The 18,079-nt window shown below is 69.3% G+C and carries 18 protein-coding genes and 3 pseudogenes; 9 read left to right on the top strand and 12 right to left on the bottom strand.

The window, feature by feature from the left end:
• Positions 1-384: 384 nt before the first annotated feature.
• Positions 385-1,425 (top strand): NAD(P)-dependent alcohol dehydrogenase, encoded by a 1,041-nt coding sequence (locus tag ACZ4IF_RS15385; RefSeq protein ID WP_467563027.1) that lies wholly within the window; start codon positions 385-387, stop codon positions 1,423-1,425.
• A 165-nt stretch (positions 1,426-1,590) separates the two neighbouring features.
• Positions 1,591-2,280: a GNAT family N-acetyltransferase gene (locus ACZ4IF_RS15380; RefSeq protein ID WP_467563025.1), complete on the top strand. Its 690-nt coding sequence runs from the start codon at positions 1,591-1,593 to the stop codon at positions 2,278-2,280.
• A 388-nt stretch (positions 2,281-2,668) separates the two neighbouring features.
• Here ACZ4IF_RS15380 and ACZ4IF_RS15375 read toward each other — a convergent pair whose 3' ends face one another.
• Positions 2,669-2,965, bottom strand: coding sequence for a hypothetical protein (locus tag ACZ4IF_RS15375; RefSeq protein ID WP_467563023.1), 297 nt, complete (start codon positions 2,963-2,965; stop codon positions 2,669-2,671).
• Between the two features lie 246 nt (positions 2,966-3,211).
• Positions 3,212-3,852 (bottom strand): annotated as a pseudogene (locus ACZ4IF_RS15370) (sigma factor).
• An 82-nt stretch (positions 3,853-3,934) separates the two neighbouring features.
• On the opposite strand from ACZ4IF_RS15370, the pseudogene ACZ4IF_RS15365 reads away from it, so the two are divergent.
• A pseudogene (locus tag ACZ4IF_RS15365) lies at positions 3,935-4,382 on the top strand (carboxymuconolactone decarboxylase family protein).
• A gap of 175 nt (positions 4,383-4,557) precedes the next feature.
• On the opposite strand, the gene ACZ4IF_RS15360 reads toward ACZ4IF_RS15365, so the two are convergent.
• Positions 4,558-5,304: an SAM-dependent methyltransferase gene (locus tag ACZ4IF_RS15360; protein ID WP_467563021.1), complete on the bottom strand. Its 747-nt coding sequence runs from the start codon at positions 5,302-5,304 to the stop codon at positions 4,558-4,560.
• A gap of 381 nt (positions 5,305-5,685) precedes the next feature.
• Here ACZ4IF_RS15360 and ACZ4IF_RS15355 point away from each other — a divergent pair, with 381 nt between their 5' ends.
• The gene (locus ACZ4IF_RS15355) at positions 5,686-6,138 is read left to right on the top strand and encodes an SHOCT domain-containing protein (RefSeq protein ID WP_467563019.1); all 453 of its coding nucleotides are present in this window, start codon (positions 5,686-5,688) and stop codon (positions 6,136-6,138) included.
• A 75-nt stretch (positions 6,139-6,213) separates the two neighbouring features.
• On the opposite strand, the gene ACZ4IF_RS15350 is transcribed toward ACZ4IF_RS15355, so the two are convergent.
• Complete coding sequence (locus ACZ4IF_RS15350) at positions 6,214-7,335, bottom strand: CapA family protein (RefSeq protein ID WP_467563017.1); 1,122 nt, start codon at positions 7,333-7,335, stop codon at positions 6,214-6,216.
• A 273-nt stretch (positions 7,336-7,608) separates the two neighbouring features.
• Between ACZ4IF_RS15350 and ACZ4IF_RS15345 the strand changes: the two genes are divergently transcribed.
• Both ACZ4IF_RS15345 and ACZ4IF_RS15340 read left to right on the top strand, forming a co-directional pair.
• Positions 7,609-8,037 carry a hypothetical protein gene (locus tag ACZ4IF_RS15345; protein WP_467563015.1) on the top strand — a complete coding sequence of 143 codons (429 nt, stop codon included), beginning with the start codon at positions 7,609-7,611 and terminating at the stop codon, positions 8,035-8,037.
• 224 nt (positions 8,038-8,261) lie between these two features.
• Positions 8,262-8,615: a hypothetical protein gene (locus ACZ4IF_RS15340; protein WP_467563013.1), complete on the top strand. Its 354-nt coding sequence runs from the start codon at positions 8,262-8,264 to the stop codon at positions 8,613-8,615.
• Positions 8,616-8,751: 136 nt separating this feature from the next.
• Here the strand turns inward: ACZ4IF_RS15340 and ACZ4IF_RS15335 are convergent, their stop codons facing one another.
• The 6 genes from ACZ4IF_RS15335 to ACZ4IF_RS15310 all read right to left on the bottom strand — a co-directional run bounded on the left by ACZ4IF_RS15335 (position 8,752) and on the right by ACZ4IF_RS15310 (position 14,890).
• The gene (locus tag ACZ4IF_RS15335) at positions 8,752-9,726 is read right to left on the bottom strand and encodes an aldo/keto reductase (RefSeq protein WP_467563011.1); all 975 of its coding nucleotides are present in this window, start codon (positions 9,724-9,726) and stop codon (positions 8,752-8,754) included.
• Positions 9,727-9,902: 176 nt separating this feature from the next.
• Complete coding sequence (locus ACZ4IF_RS15330; RefSeq protein WP_467563051.1) at positions 9,903-10,076, bottom strand: hypothetical protein; 174 nt, start codon at positions 10,074-10,076, stop codon at positions 9,903-9,905.
• Positions 10,077-10,136: 60 nt separating this feature from the next.
• Positions 10,137-10,853 carry a hypothetical protein gene (locus tag ACZ4IF_RS15325; protein ID WP_467563009.1) on the bottom strand — a complete coding sequence of 239 codons (717 nt, stop codon included), beginning with the start codon at positions 10,851-10,853 and terminating at the stop codon, positions 10,137-10,139.
• Positions 10,854-10,919: 66 nt separating this feature from the next.
• Positions 10,920-11,909 (bottom strand): nitrilase-related carbon-nitrogen hydrolase, encoded by a 990-nt coding sequence (locus tag ACZ4IF_RS15320; RefSeq protein ID WP_467563007.1) that lies wholly within the window; start codon positions 11,907-11,909, stop codon positions 10,920-10,922.
• 259 nt (positions 11,910-12,168) lie between these two features.
• Positions 12,169-12,642: a VOC family protein gene (locus ACZ4IF_RS15315; protein WP_359502310.1), complete on the bottom strand. Its 474-nt coding sequence runs from the start codon at positions 12,640-12,642 to the stop codon at positions 12,169-12,171.
• A 556-nt stretch (positions 12,643-13,198) separates the two neighbouring features.
• Positions 13,199-14,890, bottom strand: a complete 1,692-nt coding sequence (locus tag ACZ4IF_RS15310) for an acetolactate synthase large subunit (protein WP_467563005.1) — start codon at positions 14,888-14,890, stop codon at positions 13,199-13,201.
• A gap of 178 nt (positions 14,891-15,068) precedes the next feature.
• Between ACZ4IF_RS15310 and ACZ4IF_RS15305 the strand changes: the two genes are divergently transcribed.
• Positions 15,069-15,806, top strand: a complete 738-nt coding sequence (locus ACZ4IF_RS15305; RefSeq protein ID WP_467563003.1) for a flavodoxin family protein — start codon at positions 15,069-15,071, stop codon at positions 15,804-15,806.
• A 201-nt stretch (positions 15,807-16,007) separates the two neighbouring features.
• Here the strand turns inward: ACZ4IF_RS15305 and ACZ4IF_RS15300 are convergent, their stop codons facing one another.
• Positions 16,008-16,448: a DUF1877 family protein gene (locus ACZ4IF_RS15300; protein WP_467563001.1), complete on the bottom strand. Its 441-nt coding sequence runs from the start codon at positions 16,446-16,448 to the stop codon at positions 16,008-16,010.
• Between the two features lie 31 nt (positions 16,449-16,479).
• Between ACZ4IF_RS15300 and ACZ4IF_RS15295 the strand changes: the two are divergent.
• Positions 16,480-16,602, top strand: a pseudogene (locus ACZ4IF_RS15295) (RNA polymerase sigma factor); the annotation flags it as partial.
• Positions 16,603-16,753: 151 nt separating this feature from the next.
• Positions 16,754-17,467 carry a hypothetical protein gene (locus tag ACZ4IF_RS15290; protein WP_467562999.1) on the top strand — a complete coding sequence of 238 codons (714 nt, stop codon included), beginning with the start codon at positions 16,754-16,756 and terminating at the stop codon, positions 17,465-17,467.
• Between the two features lie 143 nt (positions 17,468-17,610).
• On the opposite strand, the gene ACZ4IF_RS15285 is transcribed toward ACZ4IF_RS15290, so the two are convergent.
• On the bottom strand, positions 17,611-17,931 hold the full coding sequence (locus ACZ4IF_RS15285; RefSeq protein WP_467562997.1) for a hypothetical protein: 321 nt from the start codon (positions 17,929-17,931) through the stop codon (positions 17,611-17,613).
• Positions 17,932-18,079: the final 148 nt, after the last annotated feature.

Here is an 18,079-nt window from a genome sequence, read left to right as displayed (position 1 = left end):
ATCCGATCCGACAACCGCTCACCTGACGACTTCACCTGTCCAGGCCTTGGCACACCACACCCAACGACCCACCACCATCAAAGTCACCGGTATTGCAGCTAGACCCTGTCCGGTCCGGTGGCTCTTTCCGCGGAGACACACCCTGGGGGAGGAGCGAGGCGGCGGGGGGAGTGCCGGCTCGGCGAGCGTTTTCCGACCGATGTCGCGAGAATGGCGAATGGTGTCAATCAAGCCCATGGCTGACTGAAGGCCGGGTGACCATCAGGCGGGACGCGCCCAGCGCCGCGGATCTCCTGTTTGCCGCCCGGCTCGCCGTGCAGTCCGCAGAATCGCCCATCGGCCGGCCGGACGGCCGACCCCACTCCACGCGCGAAGGCTCCCGGTATGACCACCGTCACCGCATACGCTGCACCCGTAGGCAAGGCTCCCCTGGAGCGCACCACCATCGAACGCCGCCCGCTCGGCGAGTCCGACGTCATGATCGACATCGAATTCTGCGGCATCTGCCACTCGGACATCCACCAGGTCCGAGAGGGCTGGGGCGACGGCATCTTCCCCATGGTCCCCGGCCACGAGATCACCGGTGTGGTGACAGAGGCAGGCTCCAAGGTCTCCCGGTTCACCGTGGGCGACCGTGTCGGCGTGGGATGCATGGTCGACTCCTGCCGCAGATGCGAGAACTGCAAGGCGGGACTGGAGCAGTACTGTCTCCAGCAACCGACCTGGACCTACAACGCGATCGGCAAGGACGGGCAGCCGACGTACGGCGGCTACTCCCAGAAGATCGTGGTCGACGAGAACTACGTCGTGCGCATCCCCGACGGCCTGCCCCTGGACGTGGCCGCCCCGCTGCTGTGTGCCGGCATCACCACCTACTCGCCGCTGAAGCTCTGGAACGCGGGCCCCGGCAAGAGGGTCGCTGTCGTGGGGTTCGGCGGGCTCGGCCACATGGGAGTCAAGATCGCCCATGCCCTCGGCGCGGAGGTGACCGTGCTGTCGCAGTCCCTTCGCAAGAAGGACGACGGCCTGCGCCTGGGCGCCGACCACTACTACGCGACCGCCGACGCGAAGACGTTCACCGACCTCGCCGGTTCGTTCGACATCATCATCAACACGGTCTCGGTGCCGCTCGACTACGCCGCCTTCCTCTCCCTCCTGCGGACGGGCGGAGCCCTGGTGAACGTCGGCATCCCCGAAGAAGAGGTGCAGGTCTCGCTCGCCTCGATCTTCGGCAACCGCCGCAGCCTGACCAGCTCGAACATCGGCGGAATCCGCGAGACCCAGGAGATGCTCGACTTCTGCGCCGATCGCCAACTGGGCGCCGAGATCGAGCTGATCGAGGCCGGCCAGATCAACGAGGCCTACGAGCGGGTCGCCAACAGCGACGTCCGGTACCGGTTCGTGATCGACACCGCGACCCTGTGACCGCCACGTGAATGCGCAGCGCGGCGCTCCGGCCCGAGCTGCGCACCGCGCGTCCTGCCGCTGCCGGTGAGAAAGACAGCCTCAAGCGCTGAACACGCAAACGCGGAACCGGACTCCGCCACAAGCAATCCGGCCGACCTGGCCGCGGGCCTTCGGGAAGGGCGCATGGTCTGGTCATCCAAGCGGCGCGGGCGGGCGAGGCCCAAGCTCCCCCGGCCCGGTGTGTGCAGGCGCCGACGGCACACCCTGCACACCGAACACCTGATGTTCTACACCCCCCTGACCATGCTGGATCGCGCCGCTTCCTGGGCCGTGTGCTCGGACACCGAGGCGCAACGGTGGCTCGGCTGGGGGCCCGACCAGGTCATAGCCGACGACCACGTCCGTGAGGCCCTGACCGAGCTGCGTCCTGGGGACGCCGACACGTGCTTCCCGTCCCTGCTGCCGCGCCGCCTGTTGAGCGAACCCTTCGAGCCTCCCGCGGACCGGACGCAGCGGCTCATAGGGGTGCGCCTGGACGACGGCAGATACGCGGCGACCCTGCAGCTCACCACCGACACCGGGGAGATCGGCGGAGCACTCGCCCCGCATGCCCGCGGCCTGGGTCTCGGAGCCGAGCTGTTCCGGGCGGCCGCACTGTTCGCTCACACCCACATGGGGCTGCGGAGCGTCCAGGCCGGTCATGAAGCGGCGAACGCTGCATCCGCTCGGGCCCTGGTGAGCGCCGGATTCGTGGCGGACGACGGTCCGCCCCGCTTCACCCTGCCGGACGGCCGTGAGATAGACGCTCGCTGGCTGCGGCATACGGCCGTGGAAGGGGCCTCCAGCTGCCACGAGGGATCATCGAGGCTCTGACGCAGGTACCCCTGCGGACAGGTACAGAGAGTGGCTCTGCCCGGTCGATCCGATCACGCTGATCGCGGCGGGCCCGCTCCGGCCGAAGGCCGGGGCCGAGCGGGGACGACTCCGGGCTTCGGCACCAGAGCCCGGCCCACTCCGGGCCGGCCGCGACGCCACAGTCGCCGCCCGCCGTTTCACCTGCTGTCGAGCGCGGGGCGGGCGTCATCCACGGTCGGGCTGCCAGGGGGTTTCGTTCGGATCGGCTCGGGTTCGCGGCGCCGGGTACGGCGCCTCGCCGCGTTGTCGGACCACCCGAGTACCCCCGGTACGCGGGTGATCCTCCGCCTTGCGAGGCACCGCACCGGACGCCGCGGCCTGATCCGAGCCGATCCGAACCAAACCCCTAGGCGCCTGCGTGGCGGGCGGTTGCGGTCGATGGCCGACGCGCCGCGCGGCTGCGCGCCACGACCCGCCGGGAGGGCACGGGATTGCGCAGGTACAGGGACGTCGTGACCAACAGGCCGGCGAAGACTGCCAGCAGGAGAAGGGACACCCACATCTGCCGGGACCCGGGATGCGTCCACCCCGTGTACGCGGCAGTGACCGCCCACAGGACGGTCCCTCCCGCATAGAGGACGCGAATGCGGCGCAGACCACGCACCGCCGAGGAGCGCTCAGGAAGTTCGGCCGTTGCTGTCATGCAGGGCCGCGTACCCCACTTTGCTCAGCCATCACAGTGGTGCCGAGAGCCGATGCTGCCCTGCTTGTCGGACAAGGCCGCGTCGAGGCAGCCGACTGCACCCCTCCACGCGCCGCTGACCAGGTACGACGGCAGGTCGTCCGCCACTTGCCCCACGCCTCGTCAACTCCAGGAGCCACTGATCGGGTGGAGCTGCCCATGGCCTCGCCGATGACACGGCGGGCGGAGACGGCGCGTCATGTCGGGTCATACCGGATCCGGGAGGTCCATCAGCGCGAGCGCAGCCGGGTCGATCACGACCGCGATGTCGGTGATCCGGCCGTCCACGACGGTGAACACGAGGACCGACATAGGGGTACCGTCCTCGCGCCAGGAAAGGACTCCAGGACGGCCGTTGACGAGTACCGCCCGCCCGCAACCCCGCCGCCCGCAAGCTGTGCTCCGGCGGCGACCTTGGTGGCGCCGAGCCTGACGACCACCCCCTCCAGGGAGTCGACGGCCAGCCTCACCTCGGGATCGAGCACCTGCAGCAACGCCTCGAAGTCGCCGCGGCGAGCCGCCGCCAGGAGCGCCTGGACCACTTTGCGCTGCTCCGGCTCCGCCACCGGCGCCCGCTCCGTCCCCCGTACCTTTCCGCGGGCGCGGGACGCGAGCATCTTGGTGGCGCCGGTGGACTTGCCGAGTATCCGGCCGATCTCGTCGAACGACACCGCGAACAGGTTGTGGCTGGTCCCCGTGTCCTGGCGGGAGAGCCGCAGCCAGGCCTCCTGGACGGCGTCCTCGGCCTCGGCGCGTGATCCGAGCAGACGGCCGGCGACCGTGAGCAGCCGGTCGCGCTGGGACTCGAATGCCTCGGTCACCGGGTCGGCCGGACTGATGTCGCACATGGGGTTACCTTCCTCGGATCCGCTCCGTCACGGGGATGACGGGCCCGGAAGGGCACAGGTAACCGATGAAGGAGCGGGAACGATGGAGGCACGCGTGAAGGGTTCGGGAAACCCTGCGGTGATCGCGGCAATTCAGCAGCTCAACAGGGCGATTCACGTGGCGGGCGTCGACCGGCGCCTGCTGGCGTTGGTCCATCTGCGGGCCGGCCAGATCAACGGTTGCAGTCCGTGCGTCTTCGCCGGTGTCCAGTCGGCGAAGACGGCCGGTGAGACGGACGAACGCCTGCACCACGTGGCCGCGTGGAGCGAGACGCCTTTCTACGCCGATCAGGAGCGGGCGGCGCTCGCGCTGACCGAGGCGGCCACCCGCCTGCAGGACGGCGCGCCGGGTGTGACCGATGAGATCTGACACCGCCGCCGCCCACTTCACCGAAGAGGCGCTCAGCGCGATCATTCTGGTGATCGCAATGACCAACTTCTTCAACCGGATCAACCGCACGATCCGTGAGCAGGCCGGCAAGACCTGGTGATTTCGGCGTGACGTCATGTCTCCTGGGACCACGCATTCCTACGGAGAGGCGGGCACCACGCCGTCCGGACGCCGCGGCCATGGTGGCTTCCTCGTCAAGCCGGCCCTTCAGGTGAGCAGTTGACAGGAAGGCCGGGTCCGGGAGCACACTCCCGGACCCGGCCTTCACGTGAACGTCAGCGGGCCATGAGCGCGAAGACGCCCCAACCGAGGTACTCGCGCTCGTACCTGGCGTAGCGGGCGGGCTCTCGGGAGAGCTCGGCTCTCAACTCGGCGGCCGACTCGTCGGCGGGATTCCGGTCGAGCCAGCGTCGGATGTTGAGCCACTGCGCGGCCCGGTACCGATCCCAGCTGTCCTGGTCCGCGAGCACCATTTCGACGACGTCGTAACCCAGTTCACCGAACTGTTCGATCAGCTCGGGCAGCGGTCGGAAGTCGTCCTCGGTGCTGGCGTGGCATGCTTCGACCGTGTCCTGGTCCGGTGGCATCCGACGCCAGTACGGTTCGCCGATCAGCAACATGCCGCCGGAGCGGAGGCTGCGGCGCAGCAGCTCGATCGTGCCGACGAGCCCATCGCCGATCCAGGTGGCGCCGATGCACGCGGCGAGGTCGACAGGCGCGTCCGCGACGTATCCGGACGCGTCGCCATGGACGAAGTCCACCTGACCGGCGACGCCGAGTTCGGCTGCACGGGCACGGGCCCTGGCCGTGAATTCGGTGCTGATGTCCACTCCGGTCCCGACGACACGGTGGGCGCGGGCCCAGGTGCACAGCATCTCGCCGGAACCGCTGGCGAGGTCGAGCACACGCGTCTCGGGGGCCAAGCACAGGGCCTGCCCCAGAGCAGCCAGCTTCTCGCTGGTCAACGGGTTGTGGATGCGATGACTGCGCTCGCGGATGGTGAAGCTACGTGGAAGATCCACTGGGTGAGGTCCTTACGTCCGATGAGGTCATGACGTGTGCGAGGGACGGCCTGTCGAAGCCGGCCGCCGTTGCCTGGACCGTCATCAAATGCACCTCTTCCGACTGTGGGGCACCTACGAGCCTCGGTGAGGCTAGGACGCACGAATACCTGTGTCCATCGCTTTTCGCCGGTGCATGACTCTCCGTGTCCGAGCTTGCCCTGCGGGCCTGCCCGATGCCCGCGGTCCTTCCTCCACGGTGGTCACGTGCCCGGCGAGGACCCGGGGACCGGTCGCGGAAATCACCCGGATCGTGTGAGGCCGAGCGCTCTCCTCGGGTGCAGCGTGGGCTCAGAACGCCATCGGGGTGAAGCCCGGGCGGGAGAAGAAGGGACCACGCAGATGTACCTGGCGAACGACTATCCGCTGCTGAGCGCCTTCTGGACCATGCTCTGGTTCTTCCTGTGGATCATGTGGTTCTTCCTGCTCTTCAAGGTCGTCTTCGACATCTTTCGTGACGACACCCTGAGCGGATGGGGCAAGGCCGGCTGGCTCGTGTTCGTGATCGTGCTGCCGTTCCTCGGCGTCTTCGTCTACCTCATCGCCCGAGGCAAGGACATGGGGCGTCGTGACGTCGAACAGGCGAGGGCGCAGAAGCAGATGTTCGACTCCTACGTCCGTGAGACGGCGGGCGGCAGCCGGACCAGCAGCGCCGACGAACTGGCCAAGCTCGCCGAGATGCGCACCCGCGGCGACATCACCCAGGAAGAGTTCCAACAGGCCAAGGCGCTGGTCCTGAGCGGCAGCAGCCCCACAGGGGATGCCACTCGGGTCGGCACCCCCAGCCCTCGTTGATCAGCGGACGAAACCGATGGTGGCCGCGGCCGGCCGGGTTCCCCGGCGACCGCGGCCACCGGTCCGTCCGTCGGTTCAGGCCGGTTGCGTGGCGCAGTGGGCGACCGCCAGGGAGCCGTCGGGCTCCTCGGTGACGCGTACGCCGTCACTGATCCGGTCGAGTGTGGCGCGCAACCAGGCGCGATCCGCGCCGGACGGGACCTCGAGACGCATGCGGCGGGCCTGCAGGGGCAGCAGGCGCAGGCCGGTCAGCCGGCCGGTGGCGGCAGCCACCGTGACGAGGTAGGCGATCCGCAGGTCGTCGCGGTACTCCTCGTAGCCGTCGATGCCCTCGTAGTCGTCCACGAAGTCACCGCAGCCGTACAGGATCAGCCGGTCCCGGTACACCTCGATGGCGCGGGGGTGGTGCGAGGAATGGCCGTGGACGACGTCGACGCCGCCGTCCACCAGGGTACGGGCGAAGCGCACCTGGTCCCGGGGAACGCGGTATCCCCAGTTCGAGCCCCAGTGCACGGACACGACGACGATGTCGCCCGCGCGCTTCGCCGCCCGCACCTGGCCAACCACACCGGCGGCCGCGGCCGCCGACAGCTCGGGGAGATGGGCCACCCCGGAACGATCCGGGGCCGCGGCCCAGTCGGACGGGATGCCGCTGGAGCAGGCCCCGAGGGCGAACACCAGCACCCGGCCCCCACCCGTGACCGGTACCGCCGCGGGCGCGTACGCCTCCTCGTCGGTCCGCCCCGCCCCCGCCGCGCGCAGTCCCGCGAGGGCCAACGTGGCCAGCGTCTCCTCCAGGCCCTCGCGGCCGAAGTCCAGCACATGGTTGTTGGAGAGGACGCAGACGTCCGGCCGGGCCACCGCGAGGGCCGGCAGGTTCGCCGGATGCATCCTGTAGTGGATCGCCTTGTCGGGGGCGAAGGTGTCGCTGCGCGTGACGGACGTCTCCAGATTCACGATCCGGACCGCCGGAGCGCTCTCGTCCAGGAGGTGGAGTGCTTCGCCCCAGGGCCAGGAAGACGGAACGGGGGCGGGAATCGGACCGTGCACCGACTCCGCCATCCGCACGTAGGAGCCCGCGTCCTCGACGTATCCCTCCCGCAGCTGCGGATCGCTCGGATGCGCGAGGATCTGATCGACGCCGCGCCCGAGCATGACATCGCCGCACAGAAACAGCGTCAAGGTCCCGCCGCCCATGTGTCCACGCTAGACCTCGACCGACCCCGTCCAAAAGGTCCCCACGTCCCCGCGGCCGGGACGAGAAGGTGTGGGGCCGGCCGACTGCCTGAAGCCCGTCCCGTTCTCGGAGCACACGGGGCGGCTCAGCCACGACCCCCGACGTCCCGTGGTTCGCGCCCGGGCGGGATCCGGCAGCCTCGGTGGCCCGTCCGGGCGGCGGACCGCCCCGGACGGAAGAGTCACCGACAGTGCAGGGTTGCGATCATGAAGTCACCGTGAACGACTCATTGCATGATCAGACACGCGATGCGCACGCTCTGCGCCGCCACCCTCGTGGCCGCCCCCCTCGTCCTGACCGCGACGCCTGCACAGGCCCTGACTTCGTGTACGGTCAACGGCGTTCCCGTGTCGGGTACGACCGTCAGTGGTACCGCCGGCTCCGACTACATCAGCTGCGGTGCCCTCGCCATGGACGACAGGGTCGACGGCTTGGGCGGGAGCGACTCGATCGTCATCAGCGGCCTCGTCGCCGGCACCGTCGACGGCGGCACCGGGAGCGACTTCATCACGGCCAACGCCGGTACCACGGGGAGCGGCGGGATCCTCGGCGGCGCCGACGGCGACTTCATCTCCGTCGGCCCGAACGCCGGCACCGTGGACGGCGGACTGGGGGTGGACTTCTGCCGAGTCGCCTCCGGCAACGCCCCTGTCAACTGCTGAGCAGCAACGGTTCGTCGGGCCGGCCGACCACGATGCGCCGGGTGGCCGGCCGGCGTGCCCCATCCTGCGCGGCCACCCGGTCCACTGTGTCCTGAGGTACGACGCACGGTCGCGGACGGGTGGATCGACGGGCCACCGGCCCGATCGTCGAGCAAGGCCAACGGGGCTTCCCCGGGGCAGAGTCAGGCATTCCACCACAGCAGTTGACCAGCAGGCTCGCGGCCATGCATGCGGTCCTGCCGTTCCTGATCCTGCTCGCCGGCCTTGCCGCGGTACTGGGCGCCTTCACCCTGCCGGCTTCAGGCATGCGCCGTCGAGGGCTCGCGGGCGGAGCCGTGAGCGCGGCCTCCTCCTACGAAGAGGCGTTCCGCGTCACCGCACACGAAGCGCATGTCGAGATCCGCGCGCAGCAAGAACGCAAGGCGCCCCTCCTCTCGCCCGACGACCACTGGCGACGAACCCCCGCCGACGTCACTCACGTCAGCGCAGAAGAGGGTGCATCGCTCCGCCGGGCACGCCCTCACCGCTCAAGGCGGGGCCCGCGCCGGTGGGCGGATCGCCTCAGGACCCGGGGCTGAGTGTCGACGTGGCCACCCCGGGCGGGCGCGAGGCGTGCATGCCGTCCCCGCCCGGAGCGGCACCGCGGGGCGCGGCGCGGCATCCGCGCCCCGCGGTCATCACCGGTCGTCGCCAGGTGTCGCCCGGGGGAGAGGGTCAGTACCGGGCGCCGACGGGAGCCGGGAGGGTGTCGAGGTCGTCGAGATCGGCCGCAGACAGCTGGACGTCGGCCGCGCCCGCGTTGTCGGTGAGGTACTTCGGGGTCTTGGTGCCGGGGATGGGGACGACGTGCGGGCCCTGGGCGGTGAGCCAGGCGAGGGCGACCTGCGCGGGGGTGGTGCCGTTCCGGTCGGCGACCTTACGGACCTTGGCCGTGATGTCGAGGTTGGCGCGCAGGTTGTCCTGCTGGAAGCGCGGCAGACGCCGGCGCTGGTCGTTCTTCGGCAGTTCGTCGAAGGACGCGAAGCGTCCGACGAGGAAGCCGCGGCCCAGCGGCGAGTAGGGCAGGAGACCGATGCCGTGCTCGATGCAGTAGGGCAGGACCTCGGCCTTGACGTCGCGGGTCCACAGGGAGAACTCGGACTGCACGGTGGTGACCGGGTGCACGGCCTGGGCCCGTCGGATCTGCTCGACGCTGACCTCGGACAGGCCCAGGTGGCGGGCCTTGCCGGCGGTGACGGCTTCGGCCAGGGCGCCCCAGGTCTCCTCGACGGGGACCTCGGGGTCGACGCGATGCAGCTGGTAGAGCTCGACGTGGTCGGTCTTCAGGCGGCGCAGGCTGGCGTCGATCGCCGCGCGTACGTGTTCGGGTCGTCCGTTGGGCTTGACCAGCGGGGCACCGCCGGGGCCGCCGGTCGGGTCGATGCATTCCATGCCGACCTTGGTGGCGATCACCGCACGGTCGCGGCGGTCGGCCAGAGCCCGGCCGAGGAGTTCCTCGTTGGTGTACGGGCCGTAGACGTCCGCGGTGTCGATCAGGGTCATGCCCAGGTCGAGGGCCTGGTGGATGACGGAGACGGAGGTGGCTTCGTCGCGTGGGGCGGCCATGTCGTAGGCGAAGCTCATCCCCATGGCGCCCAGGCCGATGACGCCGACCTCAGGTCCGTGCGTGCCCAGGTTGGTCTTGCGCATGCTGTGATCTGCCTTCGTACGGGATCAGAGGGGACAGCGACCGGCACCGTGATTCAACCGACCGGTCGACTACCAAGAACGTAGGCGGACGGGGCAGCAAGGGTCAAAGGGCGGAAGGGGCTGAGCCGGGACCGGCTTTCTCGCACCTGAGAGGCACGGACTCCCACCGGGACAGGTCAGCCGCCACGAAGCCCCCGGTCGTCGAGTCCACCGTAGATGTGGGCCTCTTGGCACTGAGGTGCGTCGAGGCAGACGGCCTCGCCGCGGTAGAGGACGATGAGCGAGTCCTCGCCGCGCCACCAGGTGCCGGTGAGCGGCCGGCGTGGATCCCGAATGTCCGGCCCCGGCACGCGCAGCCCCTGCACCTCGACGAAGTGGCGGGCCCGAGTGCTGCCGCTGCCCTCGCCGGCTCAGGTGAACAGGACGTTGTCGATGTCGATGGTGACGAGTTCCTGATCCCGGGACACCGTTCCGTCCGCGCGGAGCCGGTGGACACGGCGCCGGGTAGGGACCATGATCCCGTCGAACTCCTGGTACGCGGAGGGATAGTGCGCGGCGGGACCCGCGTTGACGACTTCGGGTGTGTAGTCGTGTCGGCGCAGCAGGCCGTCCGAGTCGAAGAAGAACACCTGCCGGCGGCAATGTGTCGCGATGTGATCCGGGAACGTGACCTCCAGGCGCCTCCAGATCTCTCCTTCCTCGACGATCGGAGGCAGTTCCACGCTCCTGAACCCGGGGGAGGCGAAGGTGAACGGGGACGTGAGATACGTCCACATGGCATACCCGGCGAAGTAGGCGACCTGCAGATCGTCCCAGGGGGCCTGTGCGTCGCTGGGGAACGAGGCGCGTGGGTCGAAGCGCTCGGCCTTCACCTCACATCCGACGGTTTCCACGGCCACTCGCCGGGCGGTGACAGAAGTCCACAGGCCGGCTGCGGTGAAGGGGTGGTGGCTGGCGTACTGCCGGTGCAGGCTGAGCCGAACGGTCCCCTGACTCAAGGTCCCCTCCTGCCCCTTCAACCGCCACAGAGAACCGCCGAGGCGGAAGTGCACCGTGGCCGAGCTGAACCGGTTGTAGCGGTCCAGACCGCCGTGCGCCTCGATGACCGTCGTGAGCAGATCATCCATGGCATGACTCTCCTTGATCTTCGGCCGGTTGGGGTCGATCCGGCCGAGCGTGCCGGTGGGACCGCGCTACTGGGCCTCGGCTTCGCCGGAGTCTGTGCCCGCACCTGCGACGCGTCCAGGAACCTGGGTGCCACGCTCATGGACGTGAGGCGCCGGCGTGCGGTCGATGTGGAGGCTGAGCAGTTCCGGACGGCTGTAGTGGCCGCGCGAGTCCATCAGGCGCTTGCGCAGGTCGATCTGTGCGAGGTCCAGGTCGGCGACGACCTCGCCCTCGCCGGACGTGAGCGGCTCGCCGACGATGCGGCCCTGGGGGTCGACGATGGCGGTGAAGAAGCCACCGGAGATCGCGGCGACGGGCCCACCGGTGTCCGCGGCGATCTGCTCCTGCTGGTCGGCGTCGAGCCAGGCGGTGGCGTTGACCACGAAGCACGCCGACTCCAGTGCGTGCTGGCGGATGTTGACCTCGATCTGCTCGGCGAACAGTTGGCCGCCGAAGGCGCCGGGATACATCGCGGCGTGGATCTGCTCGCCGTCGGCGATCAGGGCGTAACGCGCCAGCGGCAGGTAGTGCTCCCAGCACGCGAGCTGCCCGATACGGCCGACGGTGCTGTCCACCGCATGCAGGCCAGATCCGTCGCCCCGGCCCCAGACCATCTGCTCGTGATAGGTCGGCGTGATCTTGCGGCGACGCTGGATCAGCGTGCCGTCCGCGTCGAACAACAGCTGAGTGTTGTAAAGGGTGCCGCCATCGCGCTCGTTGACACCGATCGAGACGACCATCCCCGCTGCCCGGGCGGCCTCGGCGATCGCATCGGTGTCGGCGGACGGTACGGTCACCGCCTCCTGCATCAGACGCAGGTGCTCTGTGGCCGCCATGTAGGGCGGCTGCACGAAGGAGAAGTAGGGGTAGTAGGGGACGACGGTCTCGGGGAAGACGGCGAACTGGACACCCTGCTCGCCCAGATCGCGGATCTTCTGCACGACCTTCTCGATGGTGCCGGCGCGGCTGTAGAGCACGGGGCTGATCTGTACGGCGGCGGCTCGAACGACGGTCATGAGTGGATTCCTTCCGGACGGGGTGCGGTGCGTAGACGCGTGATGGCGCCTTTGTCGGCTTCTGGAGGCGGATGCACGTAGGAGGGGAGCGGCGATGCGGTACGAGGCGTGGGGCGGCCGGGGAGTACGGGCGAGGCCTCCGCTGCGCGAAGTCGCAGTCGGAGCGCGCCGGTCGCCGGATCCATGGGCTGTGCCGATGAAAGGGTCGGGACCGCGCGGGGCCCGCGGGTGAGCCGCGGGCCCCTTGGCGCGGACGTCGTCAGCGGCCGGGGAACCGCTGGGTGATCTCCTGGAGGACCCAGCCGTTGCCGTCGGGGTCGCTGAAGGTGGCGTAGGAGCCGTAGGAGGCACGCTCGGGGTGCGGGCCTGCGAGCCGTTCCTGGCCCGGGCTGTCGTGGACGACTTCTCCGCCGTCGTGTCCGTGGAAGAAGATGCCCTTGTCGTCGTGGAACACCTCGCTCACCGCTATGCCCCGGCCGGCGAGCTCGGCGCGGGCCTCTTCGACGTCCGTGACGATGAGGTAGAGGCCCTGGGCCGAACCGGGCGCGGCGGTGGTGAGGCCCCTGCCGAAGATGATCGAGGCCTCGGAGCCGGGCGGTGTCAGGTGTACGGCCCGGAAGTCGCCGGTGACGTCCTTGTCCAGGTCGAGCCTGAAACCCGCCTTCTCGTAGAAGGACTTGGCGCGGTCGACGTCCGAGACGGGCAGGACGAAGAGCTCGAGTTTCATGGTCATTTCGTTGATTGCCTTCATTGTTCGGGTCCCGTGCGTGGTGCGGGACCTGTGGGGGGAGAAGTCTGCGGATACGAACCGACGGTCCGTGCGCATCGAATCACGGAGGGTGAGACTGCAGGGGGTGTCGCCGGATGTACCCGGGGGTGTCGCGGCACGGGCTGAAGTCGATCCGCGAACCCTCGTAGATACGAGCATATGCTCCTAATTGGGCGAGGGCAAGGCTCCTCGCGTTCCGTCGCGGGTGATGTGGGCCATGGAATTGTGACACGTTACGAGCAAGTGCTCCTATTATGTGATCGGGCTGTCAGGGTCAGCCGATGCCGGAACGTCGAACGCGGTACCCGCAGCACTGATGCGGCGAGTTCGCGAGATCGCGGCCGGGTGGCTGCCCCAAGTCCCGCGGCGAGGCCGCTGGAGATCACGACGTCGCGCTCCACGGGCTCGCGGGCGATCTGGCACCATCCGCCCAGGTGGCCGAAGACCTCTCGCGAGCGGGCAACAGAAAACGATCACCGAAGAAACGAGTGCCGCAAAGGCCGGGTCCTCAACCGCTGCGTCAGAACGGGCCGTGCAGACTGCCCAGCCTGTCGGTAAGACGCAGATTCTCGGAGTAGTCGACGGGGCAGGCGATCACGGAGACCGCGTCCTGGTCGAGGGCATGGCGCAGCGCGGGCAGGAGCTGGTCGGCGGCCTCGATCCTGTTCCCGCGGGCGCCGAAGCTCTCCGCGTAGGCCACCAGATCCGGATTGGTGAATCGGGTGTGGCTGTGACGGCCGAGTTCGAGTTCCATCTTCCAGGTGATCAGGCCGTACTCCTGGTCCACCAGAACGAGGACGACCAGGGGGATGCGTTCGCGGACGGCGGTCTCCAACTCCTGGGAGTTCATCAGGAACGAGCCGTCTCCCATCATTGCCAGGACGCGTCGGTCCGGGCGGGCCAGTTTGGCGGCGATGGCGCCCGGGAGCGCGAACCCCATGGTGGACAGGCCGTTGGAGACCAGGCAGGTGTCCGGTTCGTAGGTCGGGTAGAGACGGGACATCCACATTTTCCCGGCGCCGGTGTCGGCGAGCACGATGTCGTGGCGGTCCAGCGCCGTACGTACGTCGGAGACCACGCGTTGCGGTACGAGGGGGAACGTGTCGTTGTCACGTCCGTACTGAAGTTCTTCATCGAGCAGGGTTCGGATCTTTTGGCTGCTCCCCGAGTCGTAGGTGAGGCCGTCGGGCAGTGCTTCCGCGAGCGCGTCCAGTGCCAGCGAGGGGTCGCCTTCGACGCCCACGGTTACCGGATAATGGGTGTCGACCTCGGCGGGGAAGCGGTGGACGTGCACGATTTGCTTGTCGCCGTTCGGGTTGATCTTGACCGGGTCGAACTCCTGGATCTCGTAGCCCACGCAGAGCAGCACGTCGGCTTCGTCGAAGCCGAAGTTGCTGTAGTCGTGGCGCATGAACCCGACCGCTCCGAGGGCGCCAGGGTGGTCGTCGGGGAAGACACCCTTGCCGTGGAAGGTGGTCGCGACCGGGAGGTTCAGCCGATCGGCGAACCGCACCAGGGCGGCCGAGGCCCCGGCTCTGGCGGCGCCGTGGCCTGCCAGCACCACCGGGTGCCGTGCGGCCGCGAGCACCTCGGCGGCTCGTGCGATCTGGGAGGGTGACGGTGCTTCGGCGCGCACCGCGTCGACCGGCAGGGGTGCCAGGGGCGCGGCGGGACGCTCGGCCTCGATGTCCTCGGGCACCGCCAGGAACACGGCGCCGGGACGCTCGCTCTGCGCGGTCTTGAAGGCTTTGCGTGTCATCTCCGGTACGGCGTCCGGACATTCGATGCGGGCCGACCACTGGGTGACGGGAGCGAACATCGAGACCAGGTCGATGACTTGGTGCGACTCCTTGTGGGTGCGTCGCAGGGAGCCCTGGGCGGCCAGGGCCACCATCGGCACGCTGTTGGTCATGGCGTCCGCGGTGCCGAGCAGCAGATTGATCGCTCCGGGCCCCAGGGTGGCTGAGCACACCCCAGCGCGGCCGGTCAGCCGCCCGTAGATCTCCGCCATGAACGAGGCGGCCTGCTCGTGGCGCACGAGGACGTACCGGATCCCGGAGCCGTTCAGCGCGTCGACGAAGCGGATGTTCTCCTCACCCGGGATCCCGAAGACGTACTCCACGCCCTCGGCCCGCAGGCAGCGCACCAGCAGATGCGCGACGTCCTCCACTGTTGCCGTGTTTCGCGACTCGCTCGCGTTCTCGGTACCCATGACATGAACGTAGGCACGCCCTCCGTACCCGGCCACTCGTCGGCACCCGACCGGGGGCGCGTACAGCTGAGAGCCATTCGGAGGCGTTGTGGTGGCGACCGCCGCGGTCGGCCCGCACGCTGGGCGCATTGGACGAGCCGTCGCGCACAGGCCGGCGGCAGGGCTCTGGGAGGACCGTGTGACCGCTTCGTCGCCCACCACTGACACACCGCCGGCGCGGTACGACGATCTGCGGGCCCTGGTGATCAACTGCACGCTCAAACCCTCGCCCGAGACGAGCAACACCCAAGGACTGATCGACCGCAGCACCGCCATCCTGGACGCCCAAGGCGTGCACGTCGAAGTCGAACGGGCCGTCGACTACGACATTGCGACAGGCGTGTGGCCCGACATGACGGAGCACGGCTGGGAGACGGACGCCTGGCCCGGCTTGTACCAGCAGGTCATGGCGGCCGACATCCTCGTGCTGGCCGGTCCCATCTGGCTGGGCGACAACAGCTCCGTGATGAAGCGCGTGATCGAACGTCTCTACGCCTGCTCCAGCCTGCTCAATGAAGCCGGCCAGTACGCCTACTACGGCCGCGTCGGCGGCTGCCTGATCACCGGCAACGAAGACGGCGCCAAGCACTGCGCCATGAACGTCCTCTACAGCCTGCAGCACCTGGGCTACACGATCCCGCCCCAGGCGGACGCCGGCTGGATCGGGGAGGCGGGCCCCGGCCCCTCGTACCTCGATCCCGGCTCGGGCGGACCGGAGAACGACTTCACCAAACGCAACACCAGCTTCATGACCTGGAATCTTCTCCACCTGGCGCGGGCGCTGAAGGACCTCGGAGGCATCCCCGCCTACGGCAACCAGCGCTCCGCCTGGGACGCCGGCTGCCGACGCGACTTCGAGAACCCTGAGCACCGGTAGCGAGATGCCGAGGGCAGGTGGCGAACGGCCCTCGGGTCCGGTCCCGTCCAGCGGGCCGGGGCGCCGGAGACCGGGCAGGAAGCGTGCGCAACAGGACCCGGCTGCGACTCACTTGGTCCTGCCCCCGGATCCGTCGGGCCGTCCCTGCCACTTCGATCTCCACACGCCTCGGCTTCCTGGCTCAGGCCGTATCCCCATGCTTCAGACCGGCAGACACTTCACCACTGCTTCTCCGTGCTCGGCGGTCCGTGCGTAGAACGCCGTCAGCGCCTGGTGGGCCACCTCGAAAGCGTTCCGTGTCTCGGGCTCGGCGCTCACCCCGCCGTAGCGCGGCAGCAGTTCGTCGCGGGCGCTGCCCCACAGCGTGTCGAAGTCGGACACCGTCAGATATCTGGCCACCCGGTCCGCCTGGGCGGCCGTCAGTACCAGGAACGGCTGCTTGCTCCGGCCGGGGTGGAACACCGGACGGCCGCCGAGCACCACCTGGGACCGGGGCCCGTCCTTCGCGGGATGCGCGGGAGCAGCGGCGTAGAGGAGCTCGTGATCCAGGTGGCGCTGGTCCAGGACCTCCTCACGGCGTCGGCCGACGCGGTGCAGGACTGCCTCCCAGCCGTCATGGAACAGTCGTTCCAGCCAGCTCACACGTTGCGCAGTGCCGGAGGCGGCACCGCTCGGCGCGGTGCGCACGGCCGCGTACCGGGGTCTGAAACGCCTCGCTCGACGCCTCGGACTCGAAGGTGTGGCAGATGAAGGTGTGACGGATGTGGCGTCCCGGACGCTGGGGGAGTCGAAATGAACGCATGCGGCTGTGGCAGTCGTACAGACAGTCGAACGGGCTCGGAAAGTCGGACGGACCGACCGGGCAGAACAGATCGGACAGGACGGAAGCGGACATGGGTGAACGGCTGGCGGGCGAAGGCCGTCGATGGGTGCACCCTGGCGGCTCCGTGACCGGACCCGGGGGCGAAGGGGTCGGTCCCGGACTGGAGACGGCACTGGCCACGGCCTTGCGCGGCGCCGTCGGCCAGGAGGCGGAGCAGCGGGCGGTGACCGCGTTCCGAGCCGCCCGGGACGCGGGCGCCCACACGGCGCGTACGCGGCGCCGGGACGACTGGAGCGTCGGCGAGGAGCCGCGTGCCGGACGCCCCGTCAGGACGACGCTCGCCGTGCTGCTCGCCGGGCTCAGCCTGGGCGGCGTCGCGGTTGCGGCCGTCGGCTCGGTCGGCTCACCGTCGCACGGGACCGGTGACGACCAGGCCGGCAGGCCCCCCAACGGCGCGTCCTCCGTACCGGACAAGAAGAACTCCGGTACCTCCGGACAGGCGGACAGGCCGGACACCGCGCAGGACACCGAGGCCCACTGTCGCGCCTACCAGCAGGTCGTCGGCCGTGGTCATGCGATGAACTCGACGGTCTGGCAGCGGCTCGTCACGGCCGCGGGCGGCGCTGACAAGGTGGCCGCATACTGTGTGGAGCAACTGGCCCGTGCGGAGGCGTCGAAGGCACCGGGCACCACGGGCAAGTCCGACGAGGGCGCGACAGGCTCGGGAAAGGGCACCGCAGGCAACAGCGGGAACTCCGCCGACGACCCCGCCGGGGCCGGGAGGAACAGCGGAAACGGCAACGCGAACGACGACACGGGCGGACGCGCGCACAAATAGCTCCTGCACTTCGGCCGCCACTGGTCGGTCGGCCGGTGCGGGCCGAGCTCGCGCGCGACTGCTTCTCAGGTGTTTCGGACGTCTGCGAACCGGGGTCTCGGATTGCGGTACAGCGCTGCCTACCACCCTGACCGGGGCCGGCCTCAGAGACGGCCGACTCGGTTGTGAGCGAGCCATTCGTTGAGTCTGATCCTCACCTGGCAGTTGTGATCGGTGTGCCAGACGACCTCACCACCGACCTGGGCTCCCAGCGCTGGAAGGCTCGCACCGGGCGGCATGGAACCGATGTCCGCCAGTCCGAGCGCATTGGGCACGTCGTCGATGCGTAGGAAGACTCCGAAGGGCCGGCGAGCGACGACCTGACCGGTGATGCGGGTGCCTACGGGCAGTGCTGACACGGTTGCCGACCACGACCGGCGGATCTGCTCGGCGGTGGGCTCAACGGGCCAGGTGTGGTCGGCCATCAGCCGATTCTGTCAGGGGGTCGACGCGTGGCGGAAGAGCTCTGGCTTTGAAGATCCAGTACGCGGGTGGGGGCCGGCCCGGCGCCCGAACGGTCCCGGACGGTTCCCGGGCCCGTCGGCAACAGCGGATCGATGTGATCATTGAGTC

This window comes from Streptomyces sp. NPDC025784, assembly GCF_055558435.1.
Note: the sequence above shows the minus strand (reverse complement) of the source record. Positions and strands in the feature narration are given on the sequence as shown.

What these genes read in the sequence shown, in the direction of transcription:
- ACZ4IF_RS15385 (WP_467563027.1), top strand. Translation starts at nt 385, where the DNA reads ATGACCACCGTCACCGCATACGCTGCACCCGTAGGCAAGGCTCCCCTG.
- ACZ4IF_RS15380 (WP_467563025.1), top strand. Translation starts at nt 1,591, where the DNA reads ATGGTCTGGTCATCCAAGCGGCGCGGGCGGGCGAGGCCCAAGCTCCCC.
- ACZ4IF_RS15375 (WP_467563023.1), bottom strand. Translation starts at nt 2,965, where the DNA reads ATGACAGCAACGGCCGAACTTCCTGAGCGCTCCTCGGCGGTGCGTGGT.
- ACZ4IF_RS15355 (WP_467563019.1), top strand. Translation starts at nt 5,686, where the DNA reads ATGTACCTGGCGAACGACTATCCGCTGCTGAGCGCCTTCTGGACCATG.
- ACZ4IF_RS15350 (WP_467563017.1), bottom strand. Translation starts at nt 7,335, where the DNA reads ATGGGCGGCGGGACCTTGACGCTGTTTCTGTGCGGCGATGTCATGCTC.
- ACZ4IF_RS15345 (WP_467563015.1), top strand. Translation starts at nt 7,609, where the DNA reads ATGATCAGACACGCGATGCGCACGCTCTGCGCCGCCACCCTCGTGGCC.
- ACZ4IF_RS15340 (WP_467563013.1), top strand. Translation starts at nt 8,262, where the DNA reads ATGCATGCGGTCCTGCCGTTCCTGATCCTGCTCGCCGGCCTTGCCGCG.
- ACZ4IF_RS15335 (WP_467563011.1), bottom strand. Translation starts at nt 9,726, where the DNA reads ATGCGCAAGACCAACCTGGGCACGCACGGACCTGAGGTCGGCGTCATC.
- ACZ4IF_RS15325 (WP_467563009.1), bottom strand. Translation starts at nt 10,853, where the DNA reads ATGGATGATCTGCTCACGACGGTCATCGAGGCGCACGGCGGTCTGGAC.
- ACZ4IF_RS15320 (WP_467563007.1), bottom strand. Translation starts at nt 11,909, where the DNA reads ATGACCGTCGTTCGAGCCGCCGCCGTACAGATCAGCCCCGTGCTCTAC.
- ACZ4IF_RS15315 (WP_359502310.1), bottom strand. Translation starts at nt 12,642, where the DNA reads ATGACCATGAAACTCGAGCTCTTCGTCCTGCCCGTCTCGGACGTCGAC.
- ACZ4IF_RS15310 (WP_467563005.1), bottom strand. Translation starts at nt 14,890, where the DNA reads ATGGGTACCGAGAACGCGAGCGAGTCGCGAAACACGGCAACAGTGGAG.
- ACZ4IF_RS15285 (WP_467562997.1), bottom strand. Translation starts at nt 17,931, where the DNA reads ATGGCCGACCACACCTGGCCCGTTGAGCCCACCGCCGAGCAGATCCGC.